Source organism: Kribbella sp. NPDC004138, from assembly GCF_053603655.1.
In genome coordinates this window covers 1-19659 of record NZ_JBSGFZ010000040.1, presented here as the reverse complement: position 1 = coordinate 19659, position 19659 = coordinate 1, and the positions used below count along the sequence as shown (strand labels likewise).

Here is a 19659-nt window from a genome sequence, read left to right as displayed (position 1 = left end):
CGAATAGAAAGCGCTTTCCATCTGGCTGTGACCGTAGCTGCGGCGATCGAAGGGTGTCAAGGCCTGAGCGGCGTAGGCATCGTTGTCCTGCCGGTCACGCGCCGCGGTCGAGGTCGGCCAGCCCGACCGGGTGCCGCAGCGGTTCGCCGGCCAGGAACCGCGCCAGCTCGTCCGCGACACAGGCGCCGAGCCGGGCCAGCTCGTTGCCGTGCGATCCGGCGACGTGCGGCGTCACGAAGGCGTTCGGCAGCCCGAACAGCGGTGAGCCGGCCGGCAGCGGTTCGGGGTCGGTGACGTCGAGGACCGCCGAGAGGCGCCCGGAGCGCAACTCCGCGATCAGCGCGTCGGTGTCGACGAGCTGCCCGCGGGCGGTGTTGACGAGCGTGGCGCCGTCCGGCATCAGGGCGAGCTCCGCACGGCCGAGCATCCGGTACGTCTCGGCCGTCGCCGGGGCGTGCACGCTGACCACGTCGCTCGAGGCGAGCAGCATCCGCAGGTCGACGAGGGGTACGTCGAGATCGTCCGCGTACGGGTCGTACACCACCAGCTCGACGTCGAACGGCCGCAACAGGTCGATCACCTGACGGCCGATCCGCGACGCGCCGATGATGCCCACGGTGCGCCGGTAGTTCCCGACGTCGGGATGGATGAACCCCAGCTCGAAGAAGCGTTCCCGGCGATAGCGTTCCCGGAACCCGAACGCGCCCTTGCCGGCCAGCAGGATCGCGGCGAGCGCGAACTCGGCGACCGGTACGGCGTTGGCGGCGGCCGCCGACGAGACCGCGATGCCGCGGTCCCAGACCTGCGGGGACAGGTGGCCCTTCACGCTGCCGGCCGCGTGCAGCACGGCACGCAGTTTCGGCATCGCGTCGAGCGCCGGCCCGTCGATCGCCGGGCAGCCCCAGCCGGTGATCAGGACCTCCACGTCCGCCAGCCGTGCCCCCAGCCGCGGGTCGTCGAATGAGTCCACGATCAGCGCCGGGTCGAACGCGACCAGGTCGCCGACCCGGCGGCGGACGGGGTCCGGGAACAGCGACGGCCAGTGCACTGCGGACATGGCGATGACGGCCGCCGGTCGATCGGACACGGGTACCTCCAGGAGTCTGAGCGCATCGAGAGCGCCTTCTGAAGCACGCAGGAATCTGCGCCTCAGCGTCGCATAGCAAACGTTGTCTTTGAGGTTCGGAAAATTTCGGACCGGGCTGCGTTCTTGGCCGCGGCCGACGGCGATGCCAGGCTCCCGATCGCGCCGAGACCGACGACCTGGGAGTGCAGCGATGGCTGATCCGGACCGAGTTCCCCCGCCCCGACCGACCCGATTCCGCGGCAGCCGGCTGGTTGTTACGGCGGTGATCGCGGTCCTCTGCGGCCTGCTCGGCACGCCGTCCGCTGAGGCGCGCGCAGAGTCGTATCCGCTGCCCGCCATCGAGCGGGTGACGTCGGCCGCCGGGTTCGTGCATCCCGGTATCGCGGTCAGCGCATCCGCGCTCGAACGGGCCCGCACACAGGTGCAGCAGGGCGCCGAACCATGGGCGTCGTACTACGCCGCGATGGTCGCGACGTCGTACGCGTCGGCGGCGTTCAGCTCGAGGAACGCCGGCCCGGGCACCGACCAGCCGGCGAACGCCGCGTTCAACTCCCAGGGCGTGCAGTCGCTGTTCATCGACGACGCGTTCCGCGCCTACACACAGGCGATCCAGTACGTCGTCACCGGCGACCCGGCGTACCGCGAGAACGGGCTACGGCTGGTCCGGATCTGGAGTCACATGGATTCGGCCAAGTACGCCTACTACCCGGACGCGCACATCCACAGCGGACCGCCGCTGATGCGGATGCTCGCGGCGGCGGAGATCCTGCGGTTCACGAGCGTGAACGCCGGGACGACCGGCTACGACCTGCGCTGGAACGCCGAGGACACCGCGAACCTGACCGCGAACCTGATCGTGCCGATGACGCAGACGTTCCTGTACCGCAACCGCAACTTCATGAACCAGCACAGCTACTCGCTCGTCGGCGCGATCGCCGGCTACATCTTCACCGACAACCTCCCCCGCTACCGCGAGGCGGTCGAGTGGTTCTCGGTCAACGCCACCAACCCCGACGACGACACCAACGGCGCCCTCAGCAAGGTGATGCCCGTCATCGCCGCGAACGACCCGCGCAATCCGTACCGCCGCACGTTCGTCCAGCTCCAGGAGATGGGCCGCGACCAGGCGCACGCGTGGGACGACGTCACGATGCTGACCCAGCTGGCCCGGGTGATCGACGTCCAGGGAACCCGCCTCGACCCGGTCCGCGGCACGCCGTCGACGCGGCGCGACGCGGTCTCGCCGTACGTCTTCGGCGGCTACCGGCTGCTGCGTGGGTCCGAGCAGTTCTTCGCGTTCATGATGGGCAAGGACGTCCCGTGGATCGACACCACCCAGCGCGGCGGTGTGCTTTCGCAGGCCTATCGCGGGCGGCTGTTCGACCCGACGAACGAGCTGTACCACCTCTACAAGGACCTGCTCGGGCCGGCGATCTCCACGCTCGCGCCGAGTATCACCGAGTTCGCGACCACCCAGGAGGGCGGCCCTCGGTTCTTCTGGGGCACGTCGCCGTACAACTACTGGAACAGCAACCCGGACTTCAACCCCGACGCCTGGCTGTCCTTCCCCGCCTCGGCCGCCTTGCCGCCGGTGCAGCAGGACGCGTTGGTGCAGGCCGAGACCCGCACCGTGCCGGTCACGCCCGGGACCTCGGTACGGCAGGAGGACGGGCGGACCTTCGTCCGGATGAAGAGTCGAGCCACCCTCGCCGTTCGCACCTTGATGTACGCCGACCGGACCGGGTACAGCCCCGTCGGTGTCCTGATCCGGACGAACGGTACGGCGACGCTGCAGATCCGCAAGGAACGACCACTCGCGCCTTACTCGACGGTGACGCTTCCGGACACGCACGGGCAGTGGCGCTACATCACCTACGACATGAGCACCAGCAAGCTCCGGGGCAGCGCCGGCGGCGAGAACCTCGCGTACTACACGATCCTCAGCTCGCCGGGCGTCGACGTGGACGTCGATGCCGTCAACCTGCAGGCCAAGACCCAACTCACGCCGCCGCAGTTCCCGCAAGGCGCCGACGTACGCCTGCTCGCCGTCGCCGGTGAGCAGCTGACAGCTCCATTGGCCGCCACGGACCAGGACGCACTGACGTACGCGGCGGGCACGACGCTGCCCGCCGGCGCGAGTCTCGACGCCGGCACCGGGACGCTCACCTGGAAGCCCACGTCGCAGCAGGTCGGCGAACATCAGACCCTAGTGGTGGCGTCCGATGCCGCCACCGACGCCGTACTGCGGGTCCGGCTCACCGTCAGCCCGGATCGGCGTAGCGCCGTCGACGCCGCGCTGAACGGCTACGATCCCGCCGCCCAGTACGTCGAGGCGACGAAGAACGCTCTCGAGCATGCGAAGTCGGTCGCCGAGTCGCAGCTGGACAGTGCGGACGCGGCGATGTTCGCGGCCGATCTGACCGCCGTCCAGGCCGCGGTCGCCGGGCTGGAGAAGCTGACGCCGACGATGGCCGACGACGGGTCGTTCGACTACTACGGACGCGCCACCTCGGCAGCACTCTCCCAGATTGCCCTGGGCAACCTGCTCGACGGTGACTTCAACACCTTCTCCGGGGACCTGCGGGCACCGGCAGTCATCGACTACGGCGCCGCCTTCCGGATCCGGTCCGACGCGTTCGGTCTGCGGGCGCGCTACAACTTCGCCAACCGGTCCCAGGGCGCCAACGTGTACGGCTCGAACGACGGCCGGACGTGGACCCTGCTGACCTCTCGCGAGACCACCGACACGTCGGGCAACGGCTTCGCCCTGGAACGGATCCCGGTCCGCGACGAGGTCAAGAACGAGAGCTTCCGGTTCCTGAAACTTCAGGTCGACCACCCGGGCGTACCGACCGACCCGGCGTACCCCGGGCTGTCGAGCTTCAGCGAGTTCCGGATCTACGGCGAACGCGTCGAGATGAGTACGGCGTTGACCGCGGTCTCGATCGCGTCGAGCAACACCGACCCCAAGGTCGCGCAGAACGGCGACAAGGTGACGCTCACCCTGGCCGCCACCGAGCCGCTGGGCACGGTCACCGCGACCATCGAGGGCGTCGACGCGCAGGTCGACCGCACCGATCCGGCACACTGGACCGCAACCGTGACGCTGCCGGACAACGTGGCGTACGGGCGAGCGCTGCGCTTCACCGTCGACTACACGACGGCCGCCGGACGTGCCGGCGCCACGATCGTCGACACCACCGACGGCACCGCGCTCCAGCTCTGGAACACCGCCGTTCGCACAGTCGCCGTCGATCCGAGCTGGGTGACCGCGTCCAGCCCGGCCTTCCCCGGCGTCGGCACGCCGGAGGCGAACGGCCGGCGCATGTTCGACGGCGACCTCACCACCTTCACCGACACCACCAGCGGCAACGGCTGGGTCACTGTCACCCCGCCCGCCGGCACGTCCCTCGACTTCGACACCGTCCGGGTGCACCCGCGGAGCAACTTCCCGGCCCGCGCCAACGGCGACCTCGTGCAGGGGTCCTCGGACGGCGGCGCCACCTGGACGACGCTCGCCACCATCACCGGCATCACCGACGGGAACCAGTGGTACGCCTTCCCGCTCGCGGCGCCCACCTCGCAACCGATGCTCCGGATCTACGACGGCCACGGCGGCTTCACCAATCTCGCCGAGGTCCAGCTCCTCGACGCCCCCTGACCGGAGGAATCCAGCGTGAACCCACGACCCAGCCGCCGGACCGTCCTGCTCGCGACCGGCGGATCGCTCCTCGCCACCCATCTCTGTTTCGAAACGGCCTCCGCGGCGACCACCGGATTCGCCCATCCGGGGATCCTGCACAGCGCGGCGGACCTGGACCGGATGCGCGCCGCGGTCGCCGGCCGCCAGGCCCCGCAGTACGACGGTTTCCTGGCGCTCGCCGCGCATCCCCGATCGTCGTACGACTACGTGGTCCGCAACACCGGTCACATCACCTCCTGGGGTCGCGGTCCGGCCAACTTCATGGCGGAGGCGGTCAGCGATTCGTGCGCGGCGTACCAGAACGCGCTGATGTGGGCCGTCACCGGTGACGTCCGGTACGCCGACAAGGCGCGCGACATCCTCGACGCCTGGGCCGGGAGCCTCGAGGCGATCACCGGCGCGGACGGGCAGCTCGGCTCCGGCCTGCAGGGTTTCAAGTTCGTCAACGCGGCCGAGCTCCTCCGTCACACCGGCTACACCGGCTGGCCGGCAGCGTCCGTGGACAGGTGCCGCGAGTCGTTCCGCAGGGTCTGGTACCGCTCGTTCGCCGGCAACGCGCTGTTCGCGAACGGCAACTGGGACGTCGCCGCGCTGCAGACGATCATCGCGATCGCGGTGTTCTGCGACGACCGGGTGATGTTCGAGAACGCCGTCCGGTACGCCGTCGCCGGTGCGGGGAACGGGCGGATCGAGCACATCGTGGTCGAGGCGACCGGTCAGGGCCAGGAGAGCGGGCGCAGTCAGGCCTACGCACAACTCGCGCTCGGCCTGCTGGCCGACACGGCCGCGGTCGCCTGGAACCAGGGAGTCGATCTCTTCGGCCACGCCGAGGACCGCCTGCTGAAGGGTTTCGAGTACACCGCCCGCTACAACCTCGGCGACGACAGCGTGCCGTTCACGCCCGACCTCGACCGCACCGGGAAGTACATCAAGACAGTCATTGCCACCGGCAACCGCGGTCAGTTCCAGCCGATCTACGAGCTTGCCTACGGCCACTACGCCGGACGTCGCGGACTACCCACGCCGTACCTCGAACAAGTCGTGTTCCGCAACGGCAGCCGCTTCGTCGAAGGAACCAACGACGACCATCCCGGCTGGGGCACGCTCACCCATGCCAACCCGCAGATTCCGCAGACGGCGCCGAGCCGCCCGCCCGGGACGCCGTACGGCCTCAGCGCGCAGACCGGTCCGGCCGGCGTCGTACTGCGCTGGGCCCGATCCGTCGAACCGCTGAGCTGTACGGACGCCGCGAGCTACACCGTCAAGCGTGCGACCGGCGACTCGTTCGCGACGATCGCGACCGGGCTGACGGACGCGGTGTTCACGGACAGCACAGTGCGACCGGGCCGGACGTACTACTACCTCGTCGAGGCAACGAACGCGGCAGGCACCAGCGCGGCCTCGCTGCCGGTCGCGGCGGAGCGATCGCCGTGGACCAGCCAGGACATCGGACCGGTCCGGCGCCCCGGCAGGACCGATTTCGACGGCCGTACCTTCGTGCTCGAGGCCGGCGGCTCCGACATCGGCGGGACGCGGGACAGCTTCCGGTTCGCTTCCATGCCGATGACCGGCGACGGCGTCGTGACGGCGCGCGTCGTCGCGCCGGTGAGTTCGCAGTACGCGAGCGTCGGCGTGATGCTGCGGCGTTCGCTCGAGCCCGGATCGGCGCACGCGTCCATGCTGATCAAGGGTCTCCCGCTGCACACGTGGAGCGGGGTGTGGACGGTCAGGCCTGGTACCGACGCCCCGACCACGGGTACCGGCAGCACGCTGGTCCCGCCTTCCCAGCAAAGCGCGATCACGGTCGGCGCCGGGTTCCCGATCTCGAACCTCGGCTCCCTGCCACAGTCCGCGACACCGCTCGAGGCGCCGTACGTCGAGGCGGCGAGCGACGGCTACCGGCTGCGCAGGCCGTACTGGGTCCGGGTCGTCCGCAAGGGCACCACCTTCACCGGCCTCATCTCCCCCGACGGCACGACCTGGACCGAAGTCGGCTCGTCGAAGCTCCAGCTCGGTGCCACCCTGTACGTCGGAATCGCCGCATGCTCCGCGCTCGACGCGACCTACACCGAGACGACAACCGCCGCCTTCGACAACGTCACCGTGCCGGGCTGGTCGGTTCGTCGGCCGGACAGGCTCACCGGCCCGCTGACCGCACGCAGCGCGTCGAGTGCGATCGAGCTGGCCTGGACCGATCTGGACGTCGCGGCCTCCTACACGATCCACCGCAGCGCAGGCAGCCGGTACCAGACGATCGCGCGCGACGTCACCGGATTCGGTGTCGAGACCCGCTACCGCGACGCGACCGGCGTACCGGGAACGACCTATCGCTACGTGGTCACGAAGACCAACGTCGCGGGATCCGGCGAACGGTCGGCGGAAGCCAGTGCGACGATGCCGACCCAGGCCGCGCCCGAGATCACCAGCGCGACCGTCGCGTACGCCAACGCGGGCCAACCGTTCCGGTACCGGATCGTGGCGACGAACGACCCCGCGTCTTACTCCGCGACCGCACTCCCCCGCGGACTCTCGCTGGATCCGCGCACCGGCGTCATCTCGGGAACACCTGTTGAACAAGGACTTTTCACGATCACCATCGGGGCGGGTCCGTCGACCGCACGGGTCGCGCTGACCGTCGCCGCGCCGCCGCCCGAGCCGTGGGCGTACCGCGACATCGGTGACTACGTGCTCGACGAGCGCGAACTCGCCACGTACAGCGCCGTCGCGATCCGGACGCCCGGCATCACCAGTCATGCCGACGGGAGGTTCACCGTTCGCGGCGCCGGCTCGGACCTCAACGTGATCAACCAGGGCATGACCGCGCAGTACGCGTCCGTGCTGCTCACCGGCGACCACACCATCACCGCGCGCATCGCGAGCACCGACCCCGGCGGCCGGGTCGGACTGATCATGGCCAAGTCGCTGTCGCCGTTCGACCAGCAGGCCGGTGCGATCGTGTCCGGCGACAAGACGCAGTTCGTACGACGCCTGCGCGTGGCGACCGGTCTCGTCACCACCGAGGTCGCCGGCGCGGCGGTCTGGCTGCGGCTCCGCCGAGCCGGCGAGACGTTCGCGGCCGAGACCTCTCTCGACGGCACCACTTGGACGCCGCTCGGTGAGCTCGCCGCGATCGCGGGCTTCGGCGACGCGCCCTATCACGCCGGTCTGGCGGTCGTGTCCCGCAATCCCTTCGTCCTCAACACCACCGTGTTCGACAACGTGTCGATCAGCTAGCCGATCAGCCAAGGAGCGCCCCGCCGATGAACTCAGACATCACCCGACGCCGGCTGCTGCAAGCCACCGGCGCGACCATCGCCGCCGGTTACGTCACCACGCAGGCGAGCACAGCGACCGCTACTGCCGCCGTACCGGCTGTGGTCACGTACCCGATCCCGGACGGGATCGCGCAGGCCACCACGTTCGAGGTCAAGGTCCGCACCCCGCGCGGCCGGTGGCAGCCGGTGGCGACGTACTCGGTCAACCTCAAGCAGATCAACGCCACGACCGGCGCGGGGCAGGTGCTGAAGTCCTCGCTCGCGTACTTCGACTTCGACGGAGCGGTCGAGGTCATGGTCAGGTACACCAAAGGCACCGTCGAGACCGCGCGGATCCGGCCGCTGTCGTACGGCATCGAACCGCGGATCGAGGACGACACGGTCCGGTTCACGCTGACCGGGCCGCGCAAGATCGTGGTCGAGGTGAACGGCGAGATCTTCGACTGCCTGCATCTGCTCACCCGGCCGGTCGAGACCGCCGCGCCGGCTCCGGACGACCCGGACGTCATCTACTTCGGCCCGGGCGTGCACACGACCGCGACCGGTCAGCTGATGGTCCCGAGCGGCAAGACCGTCTACCTGGCCGGCGGCGCCGTACTGAAGACGTCGGTGATCTTCAGCAACGTCACCGACGCCCGGTTGCGCGGGCGCGGCGTCATCTACGGCACCAACGGCGGCGGCTGCACGATCGTGGGTTCGAAGAACATCAGCGTCGACGGCATCTCGATGCTCAACCTGGCGACCGGGTACGCCGTCACCGCCGGCATGTCCGACCAGGTCTCGATCACCGACTTCGGCTACTTCAGCGCCGGGCAGTGGGGTGACGGGATCGACATCTTCTCCAGCAGCGAGGTGCTGATCGACCGCTCGTTCCTGCGCTGCTCCGACGACTGCGTGGCCCTCTACACGCACCGCTGGGACTACTACGGCGACACCCGCAACGTCACCGTCTCGAACTCCAGCCTGTGGGCGGACGTCGCGCATCCGGTCAACGTCGGGACGCACGGCAACACCGACGACCCCGAGGTGCTGGAGAACCTCACGATCAGCAACGTCGACATCCTCGACCATCGCGAACCGCAGAAGTGGTATCAGGGCTGCATCGCGCTCAACCCCGGCGACAGCAACCTCGTCCGGAGCGTCCGGATCGAGAACGTCCGGGTCGAGGACTTCCGCTGGGGACAGTTCCTGCACCTGCGCGTCGCCTACAATAAGTCGTACAACACCTCGCCGGGCCGCGGCATCGAGGGCGTGTACGTCAAGGACCTCACCTACACCGGCCGGAACGCCGAGACCGCGATGATGCTCGGGTACGACGAGTCGCGCGGCATCAAGGACGTCACATTCCAGAACCTCGTCGTGAACGGCACCGTGATGGCGTCGACGATGCGCAAACCCGGCTGGTTCACGGTCGCCGACATGGCGAACATGCACGTCAACGAACACGTCACCAACCTGCGCTGGCTGGACGCGGCCACGGCGCCGACGACGGCACCGCCGGCGATCACGACCCCGGATACCGCAGCGGTCACGGCCGGCGCACCCGTCGTACTCACGATCACCGCAACCGGCTTCCCGACCGGCTTCGGCGCCCAGGGCCTGCCCGCCGGCCTGACCGTCGATGCGGTCACCGGCGTCGTCTCGGGAACTCCGGCCGGCCCCGGCGTCCACAACGTGACGCTGACCGTCACGAACGTCGCGGGGACCACCACCAAGAGCCTCATCCTGACCGTTTCCTGACACCACCGCCCCGAAGGAGAAGCATGAAACACAGGGAGATCGATCGACGAACCTTGCTCACAGCCGCTGGAGGTGCGGCCGTCGCCGGGCTGGCCGCCACCGCCTTCGCCCGAAGCGCCGACGCGGCGCCGGCCACCTTCACCCACCCCGGTGGGTTGCACAGCTGGGGCGACCTGAACCGGGCGAAGGTCCGGGTCGCGGCCGGTGACAACCCGTGGCTGTCGGGCTGGAACCGGCTGACCGCCAACGCGCACGCCCAGTCCACCTGGCAACCGAATCCGCAGGCGACCGTCGTCCGCGGCGGCACCGGTGAGAACTACGGCATCCTCTACAACGACATCCACGCCGCGTACCAGAACGCGCTGCGCTGGTGGGTCCAAGGCTCGACCGCGCACGGCGACTGTGCGCGCAACATCCTGAACGCCTGGTCGGCCACGCTCACGACCGTGACAGGTAACGCAGACCGGTTCCTGGCGGCCGGCATCTACGGGTACCAGTTCGCGACCGTGGCCGAGCTGATGCGCGGCTACGCCGGCTTCGACCTGGCCCGGTTCAAGACCATGATGCTGAACGTCTTCTACCCGCTGAACAACTCGTTCCTGCTGAACCACAACGACGCGTGCATCACCAACTACTGGGCCAACTGGGACCTGTGCTCGATGAACTCGATCCTTGCCATCGGCATCCTCTGCGACGACGCCGCGAAGTACGACCAGGCGGTGAACTACTTCAAGAACGGCGCCGGCAACGGCTCGATCCGGCACGCGATCCCGTTCGTCTACGACGACCAAGGCCTCGCGCAGTGGCAGGAATCCGGGCGGGACCAGGGCCACACGCTGATGGGCATCGGCCAGCTGGGCGCCTTCTGCGAGATGGCGTGGAACCAGGGCGAGGACCTGTACGGGTACGACGACAACCGTTTCCTGAAGGCCGCGCAGTACGTCGCGAAGTACAACCTCGGCGAGGACGTGCCGTTCACCAAGTACACCTGGGGCACCGGGCAGAACTGCGCCTACCAGGAGCACACCGTGATCTCGAGCGCGAGCCGCGGTCAGCTCCGGCCGGTCTGGGAGATCCTGCACTACCACTACACCCGGCGGAAGTACCTCTCCGTGCCGTACATCTCGGCGATGGCCGCGCAGGTCCGTCCCGAGGGCGGTGGCGGCGACTACGGATCCACGAGCGGCGGGTTCGATCAGACCGGCTTCGGCACCCTGGCGTACGCCAAGTAGATAGCGAGTAGATTGCGAGGTATGAGTAGCCTGCGTGTGCTGTTCCTCGGCGGGACCGGAATCATCAGCTCGGCCTGTTCGTGGCGAGCGATCGAATCAGGCCTCGACCTGACGATCGTCAACCGCGGCAAGACCGCCGGCCGTCCGGTCCCGCCCGAGGCGCGGGTGATCACCGCCGACCTCGACGCCCCGGCGACGCTGACCGAGATCGCCGCGCAGGACTTCGACGTGGTGGTCGACTGGATCGCGTTCACGCCTGATCACGTGCGTGCCCGGACCGACGCGCTGCGCGGGCACGTCGGCCAGTACGTCTTCATCAGCTCGGCATCGGCCTACCAGACGCCGCCGGGCCGGTTGCCGATCACCGAGTCGACGCCGCTGCGGAACCCCTTCTGGCAGTACTCGCGCAACAAGATCGCCTGCGAGGACCTGCTCACCGCGCTCTACCGCGACGAGGGCTACCCGGTGACTGTCATCCGGCCGTCGCACACGTACGACCGCACCCTGGTCCCCTTCGACGGCGGCTGGACCATCGTCGAGCGGATGCGCCGTGGGCAGCCGGTCGTCGTCCACGGCGACGGCACCTCGCTGTGGACCCTGACGCACCACCGCGACTTCGCGCGCGGTCTGGTCCCGCTGCTCGGCCATCCCCGCACCCTCGGCGACACCTTCCAGATCACGTCCGACGACGTCCTGACCTGGGACCAGATCGCGCACGCCCTGGCCGCCGCGGCCGGCACGACGGCACAGATCGTGCACGTCCCCTCGGACGCCATCGCTGCGGTCCATCAAGGCTGGGGCGACGGTTTGCTCGGCGACAAGACCCACTCGGCGGTCTTCGACAACAGCAAGCTGCGCAGTGTCGTCCCCGACTACGTCGCCACCATCCCGTTCGAGACCGGCGCCCGCGAGATCGTCGCCTGGTACGACGAGGACCCGGCTCGCCGCCGCGTCGACCCGGCCGTCGACGAGGCGATGAACACGCTCATCGCCCTCTACCGTCCCTAAACCGCGTAATTCGCTGCGCTAGGCCGTCAGCGCCGCGGTCATGCGCCGGCGGGCTTCGTAGTAGTGGTTCGGGTCGAGGACCGGGCGGTCGAAGCGCAAGGTCCGGTCGGGGTCGACGATGTCCTGCGCGGCGGCGCCGCCTTGAGAGGCGCGGACTGCCTGGAGCGCGCGGTGGTCCCACATCGCCTGCGCGAAGACGCGATGCCGGAGCGACGGCCAGGGCGTGCCGTCCGGGCCGGGGTAGACGGCGAACGGATCGCCGGACGGGAACGCACCGCCGGCCGAGGTGTCCGCGAACGGGTCGATCCGGCGCAGCGCGTGCCAGGTGTACCAGAAGTTGAATCCCCAATGCAGGAAGCCGTCCACACCCGATGCGAAGAGCTGGTGCCCGATTGCCCGGTTGCGCGCCGAAGGCATCCCGACGAAGCGGTTCGCGACATCGCGATCCTGGCTGACGCAGTAGTAGACCCACAGGCGTTCCGGTCGCTCGGCCAGGAACGGTTCGACGTGATCGGTGGCGACGACGGGTAGAGCGACGGCTCCGGACGTGTAGAACGAGTGCTCGCTGAGCGCGTCGACGACCGTCCAGCCCTTCAGCAGATCGGAGACGACGGCCTTCGCCGCGAGGTAGCTGGCGAGTCCTTCCTCACCCGACGGCTCGTCCGAGACGTGGAAGACCACATGCTCACGGTCCCACTCCTCGTCCAGCACAGCTTGCAGCGCCGGTAGCAGCGCTTGCATCAGTTCGCGGTACCGCGCGTCGGTGGCCGGGACGTCCCAGCCGAAGGCGCGCTCCTCGTTCACCACGATGGCAGGCGTGGCCTTCGCGCCCCACTGGGTGAACAGATGCGCGACCTCGACCCCGGTGATCCCGGTACGCCGGCACAGGTCGAGCCAGCGGCGCAGCCGCTCGAACCCGAAGCGGTACCCGTCGTCGGTCGTGGTGATCTCGATCAGCTGCACCACGGTGCGGTACGTGCCGATCGCGGTGTCGAGCGGCGGCGTCCAGACCGGCGCGAGCAATGATGTCGCGCCCATCTCCGCCGCCGACGCCATGAACCGCTCGACGACGGCCCAGTGTTCTTCGCCGAAGACTTCGAGGCCGTAATGATCCGCGAGCGCGTCGACGTGCATCCAGTGGCTGGACACGATGTCGAGCGGCGGCAACTGGATCCCGGTGAGCTCGACGGTGACGGGAGCGCGGAGCAGCTCGGAGCCGTCAGGCGCGTCCACCACGATCGTGAGCTCGTGGACGCCGGCCCGCGCCGGATCGGTCGCCGTGACGTCGAACCAGAGCGCTCCCCAGCTGCCGAACCACACCGGCACCTCGCCGTTCGGCAGCGGGCGCAGCACGTCCGGGTAGAGACCGGGTTCGTCGTACTCGTACCCGTCGTCGTGTCCCGGGAGGGCGACGAACGAGCACGGCACGAGCTCCACGCACGACACGGCGACCAGGTCGGCCGCCGCTCCCTCGACCCGCACCCGCAGCGGGCTCGGGTTGCGGAACGCCGGGTCGAGCGGCGGGCGGTACGCCAGCTGGAAGGACGCCGGCTCACCGAGGAACGCCTGGAACCGGGTCTGCGCGGACACCGGACGCGGCTCCCGGACCGGGTGCACCTTGGCCAGCGCATCGCAGAGCACGAACTCCCACTTCGCGGTCACTCCGGACCACCCCTCTCCCGATCCTGCGTATTCGTGGCACCAATGATGCAGATTCACGCAGCAACGCACAACGCCCGGTCCGTCCACCGAACCGGCGGCGCGTTTGCGGACCGAGCGCCGGGGCACCGCTCGTACACGTCGAGTTCGAGCAGATGACGAGGAGATGACATGGCTACCGTCTCCCCCGGAGACCGCAAGGACCTGATCGGTCTGATCGTCAGCGACCACCGAGCGGCCGAGCGGCTCTTCGCCGAGCTGATCGCCGGCGCGGGCGACGCGCAGCATCGCCGGGACCTGGCAGACCACCTGACGACCGAACTGGTCCGGCACTCGGTGGCCGAGGAGCTGTACCTGTACCCGACGGCGCGCCGGGCGCTGCCGGACGGGGACCAGGTCGCCGACCGCGGGATCGAGGAGCACGCCGACATCGAGCGAATCCTCAAGGACCTGGAAGGCGTGGACCCGGCCGATCGCAGCTTCGACGAGCTGATCGGAAGGCTGTACGTCGACGTCCAGGACCACGTCGCGCAGGAGGAACGCGAGGTGCTCCCGCGCATGCAGGACGCGTGCGATGCCGACGAGCTGCGGGAGCTCGGCGAGCTCGTTGCTCGCACCAACGCGGCGGCACCCACCCGGCCGCATCCGTCCGCCCCGGACACCCCGCCGCAGGACCTCGGCCTGGCTTCGGGCACCGGGATGATCGACAAGCTCCGCGACGCCCTGACCGGCGGGGACGCTCGATGAGTTCAGGTGCTCATCTCCTGTGGTCGTGGACAACGGCGATGCATCATGAACACGTGGACGAGATCAGCGGGACGAACGCCGGTGACGCCACCCTGACCGCGGCGACCTTCGCGCAGCTGGCGATGGAGATGCACGAGGCGGGGAGTGTGGAGGAGACCGTCCAGGCGGTCGTCGACTTCGCTCTGCACGCCCTGCACTGCGACTACGCAGGCGTGGCGCTGCGCACTGCCGACGGCCGGCCGGAAGTTCCGGCAGTCACTGATCCGGTGGTCGCCGAGATCTACAACTTCCAGTTGGCGGGTGCGGAGGGCGCGCTCGTGCAATGCATGCGCGACCGGTCGACGATTCGGGTGCCGGACACGGTGCAGGAGCTCCGCTGGCCCGAGTGGTCCGCGAAGGTCCGCGAGCTCGGCGTCCACAGCGTGCTCGACGTACCGCTCTGGGCCGGCGGCGGTACGGTCGGCGTCCTGGGCCTGTACAGCAAGCAGACGAACGCGTTCGGGGCGGACGAGGAGGCGATCGCCTACATCCTGGCCCGCCACGCGGCGGTGGCGGTCGCGACCGCCCGGCGCGAGGAGAACCTGTCGGTCGCCGTCGATGCCCGCAAGCTGGTCGGCCAGGCGATGGGCATCCTGATGGAGCGCTACAACCTGACCGGCGACGAGGCCTTCCAGGTCCTCAGACGCTACTCCCAAGACACCAACACCAAGCTCCGCGAGGTAGCCCAGCAACTCGTCGACAACCGCCGACTCCCCCGCACCTGAGCTCAGGTGTTGTGGAGGTGTTGCGGGAGGTGGCTGTGGGTCGAGGGATGTTGGTGTGTGTCGGGGATCTTGATCGGTCCGGACCGGTTCCGCGACCTGATCGGATCGCTGCGGCCGGCGTACCTGTTCGCGAACGGGATCGAGGCCGACGTCGGCTCCCTGCGCGACCTCGCCACCTCCGGTACGACGGTTGTGGTCAAGAACGGCGTCGAACCCACCGAGCGGTGCCGCGGGTCGGTGAGGTGCGGGACACGACCGGCGCCGGTGACGCGTTCGCCGCGGCATTCCTCACCGCCGTCCTCGCTGACGCCGACATGGTCGACGTGGTCGACGCGGTCTCGGCAGGTCATACGCTGGCTCAGCGGGTCCTCGCCGAACCGGGCGCGACCCTGTCCACGATGTCCGCGAAGGCCGAGAAGAACGGAACCACAGGTGATTGAACCCCTCCTGTCCGACGACGTGGCGCAAGCACTGTCCGGCGGGCGCGCGGTCGTGGCGCTCGAGTCGACGATCTTCTCGAACCTCGGCCTGCCCGCCCCGGCGAACGCCGACGCGCTCGAACAGTGCAAGCAGGCGGTCGCCGCCCACGGCGCCGTACCCGCCGTCACGGCGATCCTCGACGGCCGGCCACACCTCGGGCTGTCGCCGGACGAGGAGAAGCGGGTGCTCAACGGCACCCGCAAGGTCGCCGAACGCGATCTCGCGGTGGCGCAGGCGCAGCGCTGGGACGTCGGCGTCACCACGGTGTCGGCCACCGTGGCTCTGGCCCACGTCGCCGGGATCTCGGTGTTCGCCACCGGCGGTATCGGCGGCGTCCATCGCGGATCCGAACTGACCGGCGACATCTCGGCCGATCTCGATGCCCTCGCCAACCATCCGGTCGTTACCGTCTGCGCGGGCGCCAAGGCGTTCCTCGACCTGCCGCGGACGCTGGAGTACCTCGAGACCGCGGGCGTCCCGGTCCTCGCCTGGCAGCACCACTGGTTCCCTGCGTTCTACACGCGGTCGAGCGGTCTGCCCGTGCCGCACCGCGTCGACGACGAGCGCACTGTCTGCGACGTCCTGCGCTTCCGGTCGAGGCACGACACCGGCGTGCTGCTGACCGTTCCGATCCCCGTCGAGGACGAGATCCCGGCGGCCCGCATCGACGCGCAGATGAAAGCCGCGTTGGAGGCCAGCGCCCAGGCCGGAATCACCGGCCCGGCCGTCACGCCGTACGTCCTCGCGAGGATCGAGAAGGAGACCGACGGCCAGAGCATCCCGGCCAACCTCGCGCTGGCCCGCAACAACGCCGCCGTCGCGGCCCGGATCGCCGTCGCTCTGGCTCGTTAGTCCCATCGCGCCCCGTCTTGGCCTGCGCGGCAAGTCACCGGGGCGCAATCGCGTGTGGTGGCCGGTTTCGGTGGGTACCGGCTGGCTCGTGACGTACGTGCGGGACGACGAGGGTTCCGGTGAGCGCCTCGATCGGCACTGGAACGAGCTGCTGCAGGAGTTGCGGCTCGCTCAGACCGGGACGCAGATCCTGTTCGCCTTCTTGCTGGGCATCGCGTTCCAGAATCAGTTTCACTCGGCGGACGCCTTCACGCACGCGGTGTATGCGGGCACGCTGGTCGCGTCCGCGCTGGCCGCGGCGTTCTTCCTTGCGCCGGTCGCACTGCACCGGGTCCTGTACGGGCGTGGTTTGCGTGATCGGCTGGTCACTGTCACGGACCGACTGGCGCGCGGCGGCATGACGCTGCTTCTCGCCTCGATGTCCGGCGGCGTCCTGATCGCGTTGGACGTCGTACTCCCGCGACCCGCTGCGGGCGCTATGGTCGGCGGTGTGCTGATCGTGTTCCTGGCGTTGTGGCTCGCGCTGCCGGCGTACGTCAGGCACAAGGGACCGGAGAAGCCCAACTGAACCCACGGAGACGCAGTGGATCGCGCGGCGGTGCTCGGACGACTCGGCAGGCTGCTTGCTGCCACTGATCGCCGAGAGCAGTTCGCCACCCGCCTGTGCGACGCGAGCCGGCGGCTCGTCGGCGGCCTGGGCGGCTCGATCAGTGTGAACAGCGACGACACCGAAGCCCGGTTGACGCTGGCCGCGACCGACGAGGTGGCGGCCGAGCTCGAGAGCCTGCAGGACATTCTCGGTGAGGGGCCGTGCCGGGAGGCGTACCGGCAGGACGAGGCGATCGTGACGGACCTGGACGATGCCGTCAGCACCTTGTGGCCGGAGTTCAGCCGCTCGGCCCTCGAGTCGGCGGGCGAAGTCACCCTGCACTGCTTCCCGATGCGTGCGGCGAGCCGTCCGTTCGGTGTCTACGCCGTTTACTCGTACGACGAACTCAGCGAGCCGGACGACGTCGTACAGTTCCTCGCCGACGTCATCGGAACCGCCGTACTGCGGGAGGCATCCGCCCCCGGGACGGACGACATGTGGTCGAGCCGGTCGGTCGTCTACCAGGCCACCGGCATGGTGTCGGTGCAACTGCAGGTGTCACCCGTCGACGCGCTCGCCATGCTGCGCGCCCACGCGTTCGCCCACGACACCACCTTGAACGAGATCGCGGAGTACGTCGTGGCCCGCCGCATCGACTTCCGCACCCGCTGACCACGATCGACGTGCGAGTACGACCACCCCGACAGCCAGCGGGCCCTCGAGCAGATCCATGAGCTGCTCGACGGCGGGCACGGCTGAACGGCAGCCGCGTCACCCCCACGACGAACTCCGTGGGGGTGACGCCGCGCCGGCTTCGGTCAGGTGAACAGGCTGACGCCACCCGGGCCGACCAGCAGGCCGATGACGATGAGCGCCGCGCCCCACAACATCTGACCGCGGAACAGCGACACGATTCCGGACACGACGAGGATCACAGCGATGATCCACAGAACAAACTCCATGGCCCTTCCCTTTCCGACACCGGGCACGCCCGGCAGTTGAAATCCCCGTGCGACCTTTCGGTGCCCGCGCGATCCGAGCGCAAACCTGACCGTTTCGGCGGCGGACCGGCGGACACCGGACAGGCATGCCGACACTCCTGCCGACCGCCTCCGCGCCGGACAGCGGCCGGATCCTGCGCGACGTCCTGGGACCTGTCGTGGCCCAAGGGGCGATCCTGCGCAGACCTGCTCTGGGCGCGCTCGCCGAGCGGCTGCGCGTCGACGATCGAGCACTGCGCTGTGTCCGCCGGCTGCGCCGTACGTACGGTGACGGACCCGTGCTGTTCCGCATCCCCGGCCGTACGCTCGCGCTCGTTCTCGCCGCGGCCGACGTCCACCGGCTGCTCGCGCAGACACCTGATCCGTTCGCCGCTGCGACCGACGAGAAAGTCGACGCGCTGAAGCATTTCCAGCCGCACGCGGTCCTGGTGACCGATCCCCCGCTCCGCGCTGCGCGCCGGGAGTTGAACGAACAGGCGCTCGACAGCCACAGCCCTGTGCACCGCCACGGCCATCGGTTCGTCGAGGTGGTCCGCGAGGAGCTGTCCGACCTGCACGCGACCCTCGGCTGGAACGAGTTCCGCGAGGTCTGGTCGCGGATCGTACGCCGGATCGTGCTCGGCGACGGCGCCCGCGACGACGTACAGCTCACCGCGCACCTCGACCAGCTCCGCGCCGACGCGAACTGGGCCCAGTTCGGTCCGAGCCACGACGAGCAGCGCTCGCGGTTCCTCGCCTCGCTGTCGCAGTACGTCGACAAGGCGGAACCCGGCAGTCTCGTCGAAGGTCTCGACCACCCGCCCGGCACGCTCGACCCCGCGGGCCAGGTGCCGCACTGGCTGTTCGCGTTCGACGCCGCCGGCATCGCGCTGTGGCGGTTGCTCGCCGTTCTCGGCACTCATCCGTCGGCTCTCCGGACGATCGTCTCCGAGGCCCGCCACCCGGAGGCCTCGCCGCTGCTGGCCGAGGCCGGAGCCGCGCTGCAGGAATCCCTCAGGCTCTGGCCCACCACGTTGGTCGTGCTGCGCCAGTCGTCGGCGGACACCGAGTGGCGGGGACGCTCCGCACCGGCCGGTACCGAGTTCGTGATCGTGAGCTCGGTGTTCCACCGCGACGACGACGCGCTCGACTTCGCGAACCGCTTCGAGCCGAGCGCGTGGCTGGACGGCCGCACCGACGGCGCGTGGCCGATCATCCCGTTCAGCGAAGGTCCGGCCGAGTGCCCCGGGCGCAACGTCGTCCTGCTCACCGCCAGCGCCGCGGTCAGCCACATCGCCGATCGCTACGACCTCGACGTCGATCCCGCCACCCGCGCGAAGCTCGGCGGCGAGCTGCCCCGCACGTTCAACCACGCCTGGGTACGGATCGGGTTCTGGCCCCGGGCAACCAACTGAGGAGTCATCGATGGGACAGGTTGTTGTGGTGACCGGGGCCAGCGCCGGCGTCGGCCGGGCGACCGCGGTGGCGTTCGCGCGGCGCGGCGCCAAGGTCGCGCTCCTGGCCCGCGGCGAGACCGGCCTGC

16 protein-coding genes are annotated in these 19659 nt (G+C 69.5%); 13 read left to right on the top strand and 3 right to left on the bottom strand.

The features are described from left to right. Window positions 1-94: 94 nt before the first annotated feature. Complete coding sequence (locus ACWEOO_RS39080) at window positions 95-1087, bottom strand: hydroxyacid dehydrogenase (protein WP_452147351.1); 993 nt, start codon at window positions 1085-1087, stop codon at window positions 95-97. Between the two features lie 190 nt (window positions 1088-1277). On the opposite strand from ACWEOO_RS39080, the gene ACWEOO_RS39075 reads away from it, so the two are divergent. From ACWEOO_RS39075 to ACWEOO_RS39055, 5 genes are read left to right on the top strand one after another with little or no spacing between them, the layout of a single operon-like run. Beyond that, window positions 1278-4748: a putative Ig domain-containing protein gene (locus tag ACWEOO_RS39075; protein WP_452147350.1), complete on the top strand. Its 3471-nt coding sequence runs from the start codon at window positions 1278-1280 to the stop codon at window positions 4746-4748. Window positions 4749-4763: 15 nt separating this feature from the next. After that, the gene (locus ACWEOO_RS39070) at window positions 4764-8024 is read left to right on the top strand and encodes an alginate lyase family protein (RefSeq protein ID WP_452147349.1); all 3261 of its coding nucleotides are present in this window, start codon (window positions 4764-4766) and stop codon (window positions 8022-8024) included. Between the two features lie 26 nt (window positions 8025-8050). Beyond that, on the top strand, window positions 8051-9805 hold the full coding sequence (locus ACWEOO_RS39065; protein WP_452147348.1) for a putative Ig domain-containing protein: 1755 nt from the start codon (window positions 8051-8053) through the stop codon (window positions 9803-9805). 23 nt (window positions 9806-9828) lie between these two features. Continuing rightward, window positions 9829-11037, top strand: coding sequence for an alginate lyase family protein (locus ACWEOO_RS39060; RefSeq protein WP_452147347.1), 1209 nt, complete (start codon window positions 9829-9831; stop codon window positions 11035-11037). Between the two features lie 21 nt (window positions 11038-11058). Then, window positions 11059-12045, top strand: coding sequence for an NAD-dependent epimerase/dehydratase family protein (locus tag ACWEOO_RS39055; RefSeq protein WP_452147346.1), 987 nt, complete (start codon window positions 11059-11061; stop codon window positions 12043-12045). 18 nt (window positions 12046-12063) lie between these two features. On the opposite strand, the gene ACWEOO_RS39050 is transcribed toward ACWEOO_RS39055, so the two are convergent. Further along, window positions 12064-13707 carry a DUF4091 domain-containing protein gene (locus tag ACWEOO_RS39050; protein ID WP_452147345.1) on the bottom strand — a complete coding sequence of 548 codons (1644 nt, stop codon included), beginning with the start codon at window positions 13705-13707 and terminating at the stop codon, window positions 12064-12066. A 168-nt stretch (window positions 13708-13875) separates the two neighbouring features. Between ACWEOO_RS39050 and ACWEOO_RS39045 the strand changes: the two genes are divergently transcribed. From ACWEOO_RS39045 to ACWEOO_RS39020, 6 genes are all read left to right on the top strand, one after another. After that, window positions 13876-14451 carry a hemerythrin domain-containing protein gene (locus ACWEOO_RS39045; RefSeq protein WP_452147344.1) on the top strand — a complete coding sequence of 192 codons (576 nt, stop codon included), beginning with the start codon at window positions 13876-13878 and terminating at the stop codon, window positions 14449-14451. 53 nt (window positions 14452-14504) lie between these two features. Then, window positions 14505-15215, top strand: coding sequence for a GAF and ANTAR domain-containing protein (locus ACWEOO_RS39040; protein ID WP_452147343.1), 711 nt, complete (start codon window positions 14505-14507; stop codon window positions 15213-15215). Between the two features lie 47 nt (window positions 15216-15262). Beyond that, window positions 15263-15655 (top strand): PfkB family carbohydrate kinase, encoded by a 393-nt coding sequence (locus ACWEOO_RS39035; protein WP_452147342.1) that lies wholly within the window; start codon window positions 15263-15265, stop codon window positions 15653-15655. After that, on the top strand, window positions 15648-16547 hold the full coding sequence (locus ACWEOO_RS39030; protein WP_452147341.1) for a pseudouridine-5'-phosphate glycosidase: 900 nt from the start codon (window positions 15648-15650) through the stop codon (window positions 16545-16547). Before ACWEOO_RS39035 ends, ACWEOO_RS39030 begins: the two co-directional genes overlap by 8 nt. An 88-nt stretch (window positions 16548-16635) precedes the next feature. Then, window positions 16636-17115 (top strand): DUF6328 family protein, encoded by a 480-nt coding sequence (locus ACWEOO_RS39025; RefSeq protein ID WP_452147340.1) that lies wholly within the window; start codon window positions 16636-16638, stop codon window positions 17113-17115. Window positions 17116-17130: 15 nt separating this feature from the next. Then, window positions 17131-17808: a GAF and ANTAR domain-containing protein gene (locus tag ACWEOO_RS39020; RefSeq protein WP_452147339.1), complete on the top strand. Its 678-nt coding sequence runs from the start codon at window positions 17131-17133 to the stop codon at window positions 17806-17808. A 146-nt stretch (window positions 17809-17954) separates the two neighbouring features. On the opposite strand, the gene ACWEOO_RS39015 is transcribed toward ACWEOO_RS39020, so the two are convergent. Next, window positions 17955-18098 carry a GPGG-motif small membrane protein gene (locus tag ACWEOO_RS39015; protein ID WP_355692203.1) on the bottom strand — a complete coding sequence of 48 codons (144 nt, stop codon included), beginning with the start codon at window positions 18096-18098 and terminating at the stop codon, window positions 17955-17957. Window positions 18099-18223: 125 nt separating this feature from the next. On the opposite strand from ACWEOO_RS39015, the gene ACWEOO_RS39010 reads away from it, so the two are divergent. Continuing rightward, window positions 18224-19531 (top strand): cytochrome P450, encoded by a 1308-nt coding sequence (locus ACWEOO_RS39010; protein WP_452147338.1) that lies wholly within the window; start codon window positions 18224-18226, stop codon window positions 19529-19531. A gap of 10 nt (window positions 19532-19541) precedes the next feature. Then, window positions 19542-19659: SDR family NAD(P)-dependent oxidoreductase (locus tag ACWEOO_RS39005; protein WP_452147397.1), on the top strand; the 118-nt coding region annotated here is incomplete at its 3' end.

Bases quoted from the DNA above. Each gene is read 5' to 3' on its own strand.
- ACWEOO_RS39035 (WP_452147342.1), top strand. From the start codon at position 15,263: ATGTTGGTGTGTGTCGGGGATCTTGATCGGTCCGGACCGGTTCCGCGA.
- ACWEOO_RS39055 (WP_452147346.1), top strand. From the start codon at position 11,059: ATGAGTAGCCTGCGTGTGCTGTTCCTCGGCGGGACCGGAATCATCAGC.
- ACWEOO_RS39060 (WP_452147347.1), top strand. From the start codon at position 9,829: ATGAAACACAGGGAGATCGATCGACGAACCTTGCTCACAGCCGCTGGA.
- ACWEOO_RS39010 (WP_452147338.1), top strand. From the start codon at position 18,224: ATGCCGACACTCCTGCCGACCGCCTCCGCGCCGGACAGCGGCCGGATC.
- ACWEOO_RS39015 (WP_355692203.1), bottom strand. From the start codon at position 18,098: ATGGAGTTTGTTCTGTGGATCATCGCTGTGATCCTCGTCGTGTCCGGA.
- ACWEOO_RS39045 (WP_452147344.1), top strand. From the start codon at position 13,876: ATGGCTACCGTCTCCCCCGGAGACCGCAAGGACCTGATCGGTCTGATC.
- ACWEOO_RS39075 (WP_452147350.1), top strand. From the start codon at position 1,278: ATGGCTGATCCGGACCGAGTTCCCCCGCCCCGACCGACCCGATTCCGC.
- ACWEOO_RS39065 (WP_452147348.1), top strand. From the start codon at position 8,051: ATGAACTCAGACATCACCCGACGCCGGCTGCTGCAAGCCACCGGCGCG.